We start from the raw sequence: 12,392 nt of genomic DNA on the forward strand, positions 1-12,392 counted from the left end.
CCGCCGTTCCTTCGTCGAGGCTCTCATAGCACAGCCTTCCCCGGGACCAAAGCCGTTTCGCCACGGGGCAAAACCGCCAGATCCCCCACGACCGAGACGACGCTTTTCAGCGGCCTCCGGCCGGGTTAGCCTCGGATCGCTCCAGGAGAACCCCATGCCGCTACCCATCATCGAACGCCGCCGGATCGAAGCGGAGATCGTCGGCCATGTTTATCGCGAACTCGTTCTGCGCATAGGCGAAGGACCGGCACGGGACGTCATCGACGCGGCCATTCGCAAAGCGGCGATCGCTCATGGGGAAAACTGCCGAGCCGACCTCGGTCGAATGCCGGACTTCAAGGATTTCGAGGCCATCCTGCCAGCCTGGACGGCCGAGGATGCCCTGACGATCGAAGTAAAAGAGGTCGGGCCGGATGTCCTTTCCTATGACGTCACTCGCTGCCGGTACGCCGAGACCTATAAGGAAATGGGGCTCGCCGAGATCGGCGCACTGCTCTCGTGCAACCGCGACGCCGCCTTTTGTGAAGGCTACAATCCAGCCATGCGCCTCGAGCGCACCGAAACCATCATGACGGGTGGCCGACGTTGCGATTTCCGCTATCGCCTTGACCGGAACGAAGACTGACCGGTCGTAATGGCGCGCCCTCGGAGCGGTTTTCTTCAAGGCATTTACCTCAAAAACCGTCGTTCACTGAAATTGCCTCCATCTTCCGTTGCCGGTCTTGCATCCGCCGACCAAATCGGATGATGAATGAACGGTCAGAAACGATAGTTACATACACCCGGACGCAAAGGTCTTTCCGGACCTTTGCCGGCGTTGCTTTGGGCCTTCGGTCGTCCGACGCAAGCTGCGCGGCGCGGAAAGAATGTGATGAAAGTCGGGGTTCGCGATATTGCCAGGGAGGCGGGCGTTGCGGTCAGCACCGTATCGCATGTCCTCAATGGGACCGCCTCGATAAGCCGCGAGGTGCGCGACCGCGTTCTGGCCGTGGCGCGCGAGCTCGGCTATCTCGACCAGCGACGCGCCAAGGCGACGATCGCCACCATGGAACGCGTGGTCGTCGCCTTCGACCGGAGTTTCGAAACTTCGGGTGACGCCGCTTTCCGCAATCGGGCCCTTTATCTGGGGCTCAAGAGGGAATGCGAGCGCCGGTCGCTCAAGATTACGACCTTCATTTCGGATGGCGCCGGTTTCGACGCGGGCAAGGTGGAGGAGATCGCCCGCACCGAGAAGGCCAGCGGCATCATCTTGATGAGCGGTGGCGGCCAGCTCGATCTCAGCGACCTCGTCAAGACGGGGCTGTCGATGGTGGTGATGAACGGTGAGGAACGGCTGCGTCGCGCCGACGCGGTGGTGCCGGCAAATCGCTTCGCCGCCAGGGTCGCGGTCCGGCACCTGATCGATGCGGGACACAGCCAGGTGCAGATGCTGGGCACGACGGGTAGCGACCATCTGGCGGCACGACGTAGCGGCTTCATCGAAGCGATCGAAGCCCTGGGCCTTGGCTCGCACGACGCCATTGTGGCCCAGAAGGACAGCGCGGAGGCCGGCGAGGCCGCCATAGCGGCACAGCTTGGCGAAACCGGCGACCTCGGCGGCGTGACCGCCATTTTCTGCCTCTCCGATCCGCTGGCCGAAGGTGCCATGAGAGCCCTTTCGGCGGCCGGCCTCAATGTGCCGGCCGACGTGTCGGTCATTGGCTGCGACGGCATACGGGAGGCCCGACCGGCCGGCCTTGTCACGGTCAGCGTCGGCTACGAGCAGCTCGCCATGTCAGCTCTCGCGATCATGGAATCGCGGCTTATGGTCCCCAAGCCGGTCCGCTCCTGCATTCTGGTGGAGTTCGGCACCGAACTCCTCACGGGGACCACCGTCGGACCGCCGCCCGGCGAACGCACGCCACGAAAGGGTAGCGGCTCGGTGGCGGCGCGTAGCAGACGCTATCGTCGCGGCAGCATCGGCGGGGGAGGGCCGCATGCGCGTCTTGTTCTTAATCGATTCCACTGATCTCAGACGCTGGCAGGCCGAGGCGATTGCCGGCGTGCTGGCCGCCACCGGAGGCAGCGGCGCCATTGCGGCGGTAGCCGGGCCTCCACCCGCCGGCCTGCTCGATTTCTGTCTTGCCTTCGAGGCCCTCGCCTTTCGCCGGCCTCTCAGCGAACCACTCGGCCGACTGTCGCCGTCGGCGCTCGATCTACCCGTTGGCGATCCGGATGCCGATCTCGTCATCGACCTTGCCGCGGCGACCGAGATTTCCGGCGACCGGCTGCTGATCACGGTGGGTGGCGCCGGGGTAGCCACCGGCGCCGCCGATGCCATCATGGCCGGCGAAGAACCGTTTCTCGATCTCATTGCGATAATCGGCGATACACAACGCCTTGTTGGCCGTTGGCACATCGCCGTTGAGGATCGGCGGCAGCTCGGATCCGGAATGTCCATCACCACCGCCCGGGCGATCGAAATGCTAAGCTTGGCGGCCGGGCGATTGGCAGGCGGCGCCACTCTTCATGATCTCACGCTGCCGCGCGTCGAGGCCGCCCCGCCACCGCGCCGAACCGGCAATCCCGGCCGCTTCGCCGCCGCAATCTTCGCACGCTCCCTCGCCAACCGCCTGGAGCGCCTCGTGCGCAACCCGCCCAACTGGGCTGTCGCCTGGCGGATCGATGAAACCGGGGAGGGCGCGCTGCCGATCATTGCCGGCCGTCCCTGGCGACGAATCGCCGATGACGGCGGTCGCTTTTATGCCGACCCCTTCCTGGTACGACATGGTGACCGCACCGTCCTACTGGTGGAAGAGTTTCCGTTCGCCACGCAAAAGGGCATCATATCCGCTCTGGACGTCGGCGCCGATGGCCCCATCGGTACGCCTCGGCCGGTGATCGAGACCGAATGCCACCTGTCCTATCCCTTCGCCTTCGAGGAAGACGGTACGCTCTACATGATTCCGGAAACGTCCGGCCAACGCCAGGTTCAGCTTTGGCGGGCAGTCGAGTTTCCCGATCGCTGGGAGCAGGTAGCCGTCCTGATCGACGACATCGATCTTGGCGATGCCACCCTTCTTCAGGCAGGCGGCCGCCGCTACCTGTTCGGCTCGGTACGTCCACACTGGGGCTCCAGCTGGGACGGACTTGCCATATTCACCGCCGAGAAACTTGCCGGGCCGTGGATTCCATTGTTCGCCGGCCCTGCCAAGGTCGATGTCGCCTCGGCTCGGCCGGCCGGCCGGATGTTTTCGGCGGCCGGCGGCATCATCCGCCCCTTCCAGGATAGCGCCGGCGGTTACGGCGCCGGTCTCGGCTTCGCCCGCATCGATCGTCTCGATACCGGCGGCTACGCCGAGACGGCCCTTGTCGCGTTGCGGCCGGCACCGCCGCTTTCAGGTCTGCATACCTACAACCGAGGTGGTGGCCTGGAGGTCATCGACGTTATCGCCAGCGGCGGGGTAGACGTCGTCACCCCATAATGCCCGATTACCAGCGATGACGGCGCGGGCCGCAATCCATGATCTCCACCCGCTGATAGCGGACGATCCGACCCCAGGGATCGACGATCGGTCGGTTGACCCAGCGAGGCCGGCACGTCGGCGGCGGGCCCCAGCTATGACGCGGCGGTCCCCAACCCGGCCGGCCCCAGCCCGGCCCCGGAGGCGGTCCCCAGCCCCACCGCGGGGGTGGAGGCGGCACACGCGGACCATCGTGGTAGCCGAAGCCGAAATAGACGCCGTCAGCCGCGGCGGTCGTTGCAGTTCCGGCAAGGGCCGCGGCGGCGACCAACGCCACAGCGAGGGAGGCGACAAGGGTAGCGAGAAGACGCCTGTGAAACATGGACGGCCCTCCTTGGAGCGCGAACCCTCCGGTTTCCCGCCGGAGGGTCATCTTGAACGTGTTTCTACACCGTTTCCCTTGAACCAACCCTGAGGCTCGCGTTCATCGGCCATTCAGCTTTTCAGCCGACAGTTCACCATGAAAGCTGAGGCCGATGACCGAACCCGCTCCCCTCATCACCATGGCGCCCGACCTCGCAGCCGCCGTTCTGGACTGGCAGCGCTGGCTGGCCGATCTGCGTCGCCTCAGCCCAAGCACCGTGGAAGCCTATGGCCACGACGCGAACGACTTCGTTCGCTTCCTGACGGGTCACCTTGGCGCCCCTCCCGCCATTGCCGACCTCGGCCGGCTGTCGCCGGCAGATTATCGCGCCTTCCTGGCACGCCGTCGACGCGATGGACTTGCCGCGCCGAGTCTTGCGCGTGGGCTTTCCGGCATACGCTCGCTGATTCGTTTCCTCGAGAAGCGCGGAGAAGCGACGAGCGCTGCCGTGAGCGCCGTCGCCGCGCCGAAAACGCCCCGCCGGCTACCACGCCCGCTTGGTGTCGCCGACGCGCTCACGATGGTGTCCGATGCCGGCGCTCTGGCGGAAGAACCATGGGTCGCGGCGCGCGACGCCGCCGTGTTGGCATTGCTCTACGGGGCTGGCCTGCGCATTTCCGAAGCCCTTTCGCTGACCGCCGCCGAAGCGCCACCGGAAACGGGGGGCGCGGTGCGCATAACCGGCAAGGGGGGCAAGACACGTCTGGTGCCGGTGTTGCCCGCCGTCGGCCGGGCCGTGGCCACCTATGTTCGCCTCGTGCCCTTTCGCCTCGCCCCGCATGAACCGCTGTTCCGCGGCGTAAAGGGTGGGCCGCTGTCGCCGCGCATCATCCAGCTCACCATTCAACGCCTGCGCGGGGCCCTGGGCCTTCCCGAGACAGCGACGCCACACGCCCTCCGACATTCCTTCGCCACGCATCTTCTCGGTTCGGGGGGAGATCTTCGCACCATCCAGGAACTGCTCGGCCACGCCAACCTTTCGACAACGCAGGTCTATACCTCGGTCGATGCCGAGCGGCTGGTCGCCGCCTGGAAGGGCGCGCATCCGCGCGCGTGAAGCCGACGCTTCCCTCGCCGGCTGGCTTTCCTTAGCCAACCCGATGGCTTAAGGATTGCTACTTAAGCCCAACTGCCGGGAGGCCCGTCCGGGCCGCGACCTTTCTTGAACGCCTCTTCTGCCACTTCCGCCGGTACACCCTGGCTCGGGTACGGCTTTGCCGCCCTCGGAGCAGTGCTGTTCGCCTCCAAAGGTATCCTCATCAAGCTCGCCTTCGCCGAGGGCGTGGACACGTTGACGCTGCTTGCGCTGCGGATGGGCCTATCCGTACCAGTGTATGTCACCGTCGGCTTCCTGGCCTACGCTCGGGAGCGCCAGCGGGTTGTCCCGATGCCGGCCTATGCCAAGGCGCTGCTGATCGGCGTCATCGGCTACTGGTTTTCCTCCTACGCCGACTTCAAGGGTCTCGAGACGCTGACGCCACAGTTCGAGCGTCTGATCCTGTTCACCTATCCGCTTTTCGTGCTGTTGATCGGCGCGGCCCTGTTTCACATGCCTTTGCGATGGAAACCGCTCGCGGCCTTCGGCCTGGCCTATCTCGGCCTTGCCGTGGTGTTCCTGGCCGATTTCGAGGCGGGCGGCGGTGACATTGTCGTCGGTGCCCTTTGGGTGTTGGGCGCCGCCATCACCTTCGCGCTCTACCAGTTGCTCGCAGGTGGCAGCATCGCCGTGATGGGCGCGCCACTGTTCACCTCCGTCGCCATGACCGGCGCCGCAGTGGTGATCCTGGTGCTGTTCCTGCTCACGCATCCGCTGTCGGCACTTCTCGTGTCCGAGAGAGCCTTTGCGCTCGCCGTGGCACTGGCCATCGGCGCCACGATACTGCCGAGTTTCCTGATGAGCGCGGCTCTGTCGCGCATTTCGGCCGCCGCCAACTCCACCATCGGCACGCTGTCGCCGGTGGTGACGCTGTTCCTCGCCGTCCTGATCCTGGACGAGCCGCTTCGCGCGGTCGATCTTCTCGGTACGGCGCTGGTGGTGGGCGGCGTCGGTCTGTTCACCGTTGTCGATCGACGCCGTTGAGCGGTCAGGCGTGGATCGCTCGCTTGTCGACTGCGAGCGCCGCTTCCTTCACGGCTTCCGACAGCGTCGGATGGGCATGACAGGTGCGGGCAAGATCCTCTGCGGAACCTGAGAACTCCATGAGGACCGCTGCCTCGGCGATCGCCTCGCCGGCTCCAGGGCCGATGATGTGAACGCCGAGCACGCGATCGGTTTCGGCGTGCGCCAGCACCTTGACGAAGCCGTCAGTCTTGAGGATCGACTTGGCGCGGCCATTGGCGATGTAGCTGAACTTGCCGGACTTGTAGGGAACGCCGGCGGCCTTGAGGTCTTCCTCGGTACGGCCGACGGCGGCGACCTCGGGCGAGGTGTAAACCACGGCCGGGATGACGTCGTAGTTGACGTGCCCGGCCTTGCCGGCCATCAGTTCCGCCACGGCGATGCCTTCGTCCTCGGCCTTGTGGGCCAGCATGGGACCGGCGACGACATCGCCGATGGCATAGATGCCCGGCACGTTCGTCGCATAGTGCCCATCGATCTCCACACGCCCCTTGCCGTCGAGCTTGACGCCGACCTCGGCAAGGCCGAGCCCTTCGGTAAAGGGCTTGCGGCCGACCGCCACAAGCACGACGTCGGCATCGAGGGTTTCCGCTTCCCCACCGGCGGCCGGCTCGAAATGAACCTTGCCGGCGTCGACGCCGGTTACCTTGCGCCCGAGCTTGAAGGTGAATCCCTGGCGCTCCAGCAGTTTCTGGAATGTCTTCGCCACCTCGCCGTCGAGGCCAGGAAGGATGCGGTCGAGATATTCGATCACCGTGACGCGCGCGCCGAGGCGCTGCCAGACCGAACCAAGCTCGAGACCGATGACGCCGGCACCGATCACCACCAGATGCTCGGGGACTTCTTCCAGCGACAGCGCACCGGTCGAGGACACCACGCTCTTCTCGTCGACGGTGATGCCCGGCACGCCCGCCACATCCGAGCCGGTTGCGATCAGGATGTTCTTCGCATCGACAACCGTCTTGTCGCCGCCTTCGGAGGTCACTTCCACCTTGCCCGCGGCGACGATGCGGCCGGTGCCGCGATGGACAGTGATCTTGTTCTTCTTGAACAGGAAATCGATGCCTTGGACGTTGCTGCGGACGGTGGCGTCCTTGTGGCCCATCATGGCCGCGAGATCGAGCTCGGGCGTCCCCACCTTGACGCCCAGCTTGGCGAACACGTGCCCCGCCTCGTGGAACATCTCGGACGCATGCAACAGCGCCTTGGACGGAATGCAGCCGATATTGAGGCAGGTGCCGCCGTGGCTCGCGCGCTTTTCGACGACTGCGACGTTCATGCCGAGCTGGGAGGCCCGGATGGCAGCCACATAACCGCCGGGACCGGTACCGATGACAACGAGATCGAAGGACATGAAGGCACTCCTCTGAAGCTGCGGCGGCTTGTGTTCAGGTGCGCAACGCAAAAATCATTCGGCTCGCGAAAGAGCGAGACGGACGCTGAAGGCAATGAAGACCGCGCCGGTTACGCGATTGATCCAGAGACCGGCTCGCGAAAAGGCATTCCTCACCTTCGGCATGGTCAGAAAACAGGATACGGCCGAGAACCAAAGGATGAGACAGGCGGCCATGACGAGGCCATAGACACCCTTCACCAGCGCGGGTGTCTGGTGGCTGACCAGCGCGGAGAACAGGGACAGGAAGAACAATATCGGCTTGGGATTGAGGGCGTTGGTGAGGAAACCGAGACCGAAGGCGCGGAGATTGCTCATGGGCGTTTCAAGCCGGACGCCGGGCTCGGGCAATGTTGGCGCAGGCGCTCGCAACGCCATGATGCCCATGTAGGCCAGGTAGGCTGCGCCGGCCCACTTGATCACCGAGAACAGCAGCAAGGACTGCGAGACGATCAGCCCGAGACCGAGGATGGTGTAGGTGAGGTGGAACAGCAGCGAGGTGCCGACTCCAAAGGCCGTGAGGATACCGGCTCGCCTGCCGTGAACGAGGCTCTGCCGCATGACCATGGCGGTGTCCGCGCCGGGCGCCACGATGGCAAAAGAGAAGACCGCCATCACGCTGGCGAGTTCACCGAGATAGGGAGACATCGGCTTCCTTTCGGTTGTCGGACCGCTCGTCGGCGGAGCACAATGGCCAGAACAGCGGTCCTCCTCCCTCAGCTTGGGAGGAGGACCGAGATCATGCGGCGTCCGCTTGAGCTAGAGATCGAGGACGAGCCGCTGCGGCTCCTCGAGGTTCTCCTTGACGCGGACGAGGAAGGTCACAGCTTCCTTGCCGTCGATGACGCGGTGATCGTAGGACAGCGCCAGATACATCATCGGACGGATCTCGACCTTGCCACCGACCACCATCGGCCGCTCCTGGATCTTGTGCATGCCCAGGATGCCCGACTGCGGCGCGTTGAGGATCGGGGTCGACATCAGCGAGCCGTAGACGCCACCGTTGGAGATCGTAAAGGTACCGCCCTGCATCTCCTCGATGCGGAGGAGACCGTCACGGGCGCGCTTGCCGTACTCGCCGATCTTCTTCTCGATGCCGGCGATGGAAAGCTGATCCGCATCGCGGACGACCGGTACGACCAGACCCTTGTCGGTGCCGACCGCAACGCCGATGTGGTAGTAGTTCTTGTAGATGAGGTCTTCGCCATCGATCTCGGCGTTGACGGCCGGGATCTCCTTCAATGCCTGGACCACGGCCTTCACGAAGAAGCCCATGAAGCCGAGCTTCACGCCGTGCTTCTTTTCGAACAGCTCCTTGTAGGAAGCCCTCAGCGCCATGACGCCGGTCATGTCCACCTCGTTGAACGTGGTGAGCATGGCGGCGGTGTTCTGCGCCTCCTTCAGGCGGCGGGCGATGGTCTGGCGAAGCTTGCTCATCCGGACCCGCTCTTCACGGCCGGCGTCGTCGGTCGCGACCGGGGCGCGGGGCGCGGACGGAGCGGCGGCAGGTGAGGATGAACTCTGAACGGCGGCGACCGCGGCGAGCACGTCTTCCTTCAGCACCTGGCCGCGCTTGCCCGAACCGCTCTCCACAGTGGTGCCGGTTTCGGCCATGACACGGGCTGCGGCCGGCGACGGCGGCACCGGCGCGGCGGCCTTGACGGGCTCGGCCGGTTTGGCGGCAGCGGCAGGTTCCGCCGGCTTGGCCGGCTCGGCTGCCTTCGGCGCGGGAGCAGCCTCGGAGGCGGCGCCGAGCGACCCCAGAAGGGCGCCGACGCCGACGGTCTCACCGGCCTCGACAAGGATTTCGGACAGCGTGCCATTGGCCGGCGCCGGCACCTCGATGGTGACCTTGTCGGTTTCGAGCTCGACCAGAGGCTCTTCCGCCTTGACGGCTTCGCCGACTTTCTTGAACCAGCGGCCGATGGTGGCCTCAGTAACCGATTCGCCGAGCGTCGGGACGCGGATCTCGTTGCTCATTTGAGCTTCTCTCCAGATGCGAAAAGGGGTGGAGGCGGCCGTATGGCCGCCCCCGAGGACCGTTCAGCCGAGCGCTTCGTCGAGGAAGGCGGCGAGCTGGGCGAGGTGCTTGGACATCAGACCGGTGGCCGTGGCTGCGGCCGGCGCACGCCCCGCGTAGCGGGCGCGCGGGTTCTTGGCGCCAATCTGCTTCAGGACCCATTCGAGATAAGGGTCGATGAAGGTCCACGACCCCATGTTCTTGGGCTCTTCCTGACACCAGACGTGCTCGGCGTTCGGGAAACGGCCGAGTTCGTTGACCAGCGCCTTTGCCGGGAAAGGATAGAGCTGCTCGACGCGCAGGAGATAGACGTCGTCGACGCCCCGCTTCTCACGCTCCTCGAGGAGATCGTAATAAACCTTGCCAGAGCACATCACCACGCGGCGAATTTCGGCGTCAGGCTTCAGGCGCACGGTCACGGTTCCGGGATCGGACTCGGCGTGGTCCCACAGCAGACGGTGGAACGATGTCTCCGCCCCCATGTCGGCGAGCCTGGACACCGCCCGCTTGTGGCGCAAGAGCGATTTGGGCGTCATCAGGATCAGCGGCTTGCGGAAATCGCGCGTCAGCTGACGCCTGAGGATATGGAAGTAGTTGGCCGGCGTCGTGCAGTTGGCGACCTGCATGTTGTCCTCGGCGCAAAGCTGCAGCCAGCGCTCAAGGCGAGCCGACGAGTGTTCCGGCCCCTGCCCTTCGTAACCATGCGGCAGGAGGCAGACGAGACCGGACATCCTGAGCCACTTGCGCTCACCGCCCGAAATGAACTGGTCGAAGACGACCTGTGCGCCGTTGGCGAAGTCGCCGAACTGCGCTTCCCAGAGGGTCAACGCATTGGGACGAGCCAGCGAGTAGCCATACTCGAAGCCGAGCACCGCCTCTTCCGACAACATCGAATTGATGGCTTCGAAGGGCGCCTGCTCCGGAGACAGATTGGCAAGCGGGATATAGCGCGCTTCCGTCTCCTGATCGTAGAGCACGGCATGGCGCTGGCTGAAGGTACCGCGCTCGCAGTCCTGGCCCGACAGTCGGATCTTGTGACCACCGAGAGCCAGAGACCCGAAAGCCAGCGCCTCGCCGAGCGCCCAGTCGATGCCTTCGCCAGTCTCGATCGCCTTCTTGCGGGCGTCGAGGAAGCGCTGGATCGTCCGGTGGGCGCTGAAGGTCGGCGGCACCGTATTGATCTTGAGGCCGATTTCCCTGAGCGTATCGATGTTGACGCCGGACTGGCCGCGCCGCTGTTCGTCGAAGCTGTCGGCCACCCTGAGGCCGGCCCAGGCGCCGTCGAGCCAGTCGGCCTTGTTGGGCTTGTAGGCTTGTCCCGCCTCGTACTCCTGGTCGAGCTTCTGGCGGAAGGCGGCCTGCATGCCGATCACTTCGTCCTGGGAGACGACACCCTCGTCGATCAGCTTCTTGGCGTAGATCTGCAGCGTCGTCGCATGCCCGCGGATCTTGGAGTACATGATCGGCTGGGTGAAGCCAGGCTCGTCGCCTTCGTTATGGCCGAAGCGGCGGTAACAGATCATGTCGACCACCACCGGCTTGTGGAACTTCTGCCGGTAGTCGATGGCGACCTTGGCGGCATAGACCACCGCTTCGGGATCGTCGCCGTTGACGTGCAGGATCGGCGCCTCGACCATCTTGGCCACGTCGGACGGATAGGGCGACGACCGCGAGAAGTGCGGGTTGGTGGTGAAGCCGATCTGGTTGTTGACGATGAAGTGGATCGAGCCGCCGACGCGGTGGCCGCGCAGTTGGCTGAGGCCGAAGCACTCGGCGACGACCCCCTGGCCGGCGAAGGCGGCGTCGCCGTGCAGCAACAGGGGCAGCACCTTGACCCGTTCGTGCAGCGGGATGATGTCGCCTTCCCAGACGGTGGCGGAAACGTCCTGCTTGGCGCGGACCTTGCCGAGCACCACCGGGTTGACGATCTCGAGGTGCGAGGGGTTGGGCGTCAGGCTGAGGTGCACCTTGTTGCCGTCGAATTCGCGATCCGAGGAGGCGCCGAGGTGGTACTTGACGTCACCCGAGCCCTCGACATCGTCGGGAGCGTAGGAACCACCCTTGAACTCATGGAACAGGGCCCGGTGCGGCTTGGCCATCACCTGGGTCAGCACGTTGAGGCGGCCGCGATGCGGCATGCCCAGCACGATCTCCTTCACGCCGAGATTGCCGCCGCGCTTTATGATCTGCTCCAGCGCCGGGATCAGGCTTTCGCCGCCGTCGAGGCCGAAGCGCTTGGTGCCGGTGTACTTGACGTCGAGGAACTTTTCGAAGCCTTCCGCTTCGATCAGCTTGTTGAGGATGGCCTTCTTGCCATTCTCGGTGAACTCGATCTGCTTGTCCGGCCCTTCGATGCGCTCCTGGATCCAGGCCTTCTCCTCGGGAGAGGAGATGTGCATGAACTCGTAGCCGATGGTGCCGCAGTATGTGCGCTTCAGGATCTCGATCATCTGGCGCACGGTGGCGTACTCGAGGCCGAGCACGTGGTCGATGAAGATCGGCCGGTCCATGTCGGCTTCGGTGAAGCCGTAGCTCGCCGGATGCAGCTCCTCGTGATCGAGCTTCTTGGCGACACCGATCGGATCGAGATCGGCGTGGAGATGGCCGCGCATGCGATAGGCGCGGATCATCATGATGGCGCGTACCGAATCGAGCGTCGCCTGCCGCAACTCGTCTGCGGTGATGCCGGCCGGCTGCGCCTTCGCCTCAATCTTCTTCTCGAGAATTTTGCTGGCTTCCGGCCAGTTGCCGTCGAGCGCGGAGACAAGTTCGCCATTGGCCTTCGGCGGCCAGTCGGATCGTGACCAGCTGGCCCCCCGTGCGCTGCGCGCCGTCGCCGGCTCGGACAGCGCGTCGAAGACCCCCCGCCATTCGGGATCGACCGAGTTGGGATCGGCGAGGTAGCGAGCCTCTAGTTCCTCTATATAGGCAGCGTTTCCGCCATAGAGGAACGAGGTTCCGGCCAAAGCGTCGTTATCGTTCTGCCGTGCCAT

10 protein-coding genes are annotated in these 12,392 nt (G+C 65.0%); 5 read left to right on the forward strand and 5 right to left on the reverse strand.

From position 1 onward, the window contains the following. The first annotated feature begins 154 nt into the window (after positions 1–154). From M4J39_RS15710 to M4J39_RS15720, 3 genes are all read left to right on the forward strand, one after another. Positions 155–625: an L-2-amino-thiazoline-4-carboxylic acid hydrolase gene (locus M4J39_RS15710; RefSeq protein WP_251729352.1), complete on the forward strand. Its 471-nt coding sequence runs from the start codon at positions 155–157 to the stop codon at positions 623–625. A 246-nt stretch (positions 626–871) separates the two neighbouring features. After that, complete coding sequence (locus tag M4J39_RS15715) at positions 872–2,008, forward strand: LacI family DNA-binding transcriptional regulator (protein ID WP_251729353.1); 1,137 nt, start codon at positions 872–874, stop codon at positions 2,006–2,008. Then, the gene (locus M4J39_RS15720) at positions 1,977–3,464 is read left to right on the forward strand and encodes a hypothetical protein (RefSeq protein ID WP_251729354.1); all 1,488 of its coding nucleotides are present in this window, start codon (positions 1,977–1,979) and stop codon (positions 3,462–3,464) included. Before M4J39_RS15715 ends, M4J39_RS15720 begins: the two co-directional genes overlap by 32 nt. Positions 3,465–3,471: 7 nt before the next feature. Here the strand turns inward: M4J39_RS15720 and M4J39_RS15725 are convergent, their stop codons facing one another. Further along, a complete protein-coding gene (locus M4J39_RS15725; RefSeq protein WP_251729355.1) occupies positions 3,472–3,825 on the reverse strand; it encodes a hypothetical protein in 354 nt (117 codons plus the stop codon). A gap of 154 nt (positions 3,826–3,979) precedes the next feature. Here M4J39_RS15725 and M4J39_RS15730 point away from each other — a divergent pair, with 154 nt between their 5' ends. Both M4J39_RS15730 and M4J39_RS15735 read left to right on the forward strand, forming a co-directional pair. Next, positions 3,980–4,924 carry a tyrosine recombinase XerC gene (locus M4J39_RS15730; RefSeq protein ID WP_251729356.1) on the forward strand — a complete coding sequence of 315 codons (945 nt, stop codon included), beginning with the start codon at positions 3,980–3,982 and terminating at the stop codon, positions 4,922–4,924. Between the two features lie 105 nt (positions 4,925–5,029). Then, positions 5,030–5,947: a DMT family transporter gene (locus M4J39_RS15735; RefSeq protein WP_251729357.1), complete on the forward strand. Its 918-nt coding sequence runs from the start codon at positions 5,030–5,032 to the stop codon at positions 5,945–5,947. A gap of 4 nt (positions 5,948–5,951) precedes the next feature. Here M4J39_RS15735 and lpdA read toward each other — a convergent pair whose 3' ends face one another. From lpdA to M4J39_RS15755, 4 genes are all read right to left on the reverse strand, one after another. Continuing rightward, a complete protein-coding gene (gene lpdA / locus M4J39_RS15740; protein ID WP_251729358.1) occupies positions 5,952–7,340 on the reverse strand; it encodes a dihydrolipoyl dehydrogenase in 1,389 nt (462 codons plus the stop codon). A 54-nt stretch (positions 7,341–7,394) separates the two neighbouring features. Continuing rightward, positions 7,395–8,027, reverse strand: a complete 633-nt coding sequence (locus M4J39_RS15745) for a LysE family transporter (protein WP_251729359.1) — start codon at positions 8,025–8,027, stop codon at positions 7,395–7,397. Positions 8,028–8,138: 111 nt separating this feature from the next. Next, positions 8,139–9,359 carry a 2-oxoglutarate dehydrogenase complex dihydrolipoyllysine-residue succinyltransferase gene (gene odhB, locus M4J39_RS15750; protein ID WP_251729360.1) on the reverse strand — a complete coding sequence of 407 codons (1,221 nt, stop codon included), beginning with the start codon at positions 9,357–9,359 and terminating at the stop codon, positions 8,139–8,141. A gap of 63 nt (positions 9,360–9,422) precedes the next feature. Then, positions 9,423–12,392 carry a 2-oxoglutarate dehydrogenase E1 component gene (locus M4J39_RS15755; RefSeq protein WP_251729361.1) on the reverse strand — a complete coding sequence of 990 codons (2,970 nt, stop codon included), beginning with the start codon at positions 12,390–12,392 and terminating at the stop codon, positions 9,423–9,425.

Source organism: Pleomorphomonas sp. NRK KF1 (genome assembly GCF_023721755.1).
Taxonomy (GTDB): domain Bacteria; phylum Pseudomonadota; class Alphaproteobacteria; order Rhizobiales; family Pleomorphomonadaceae; genus Pleomorphomonas.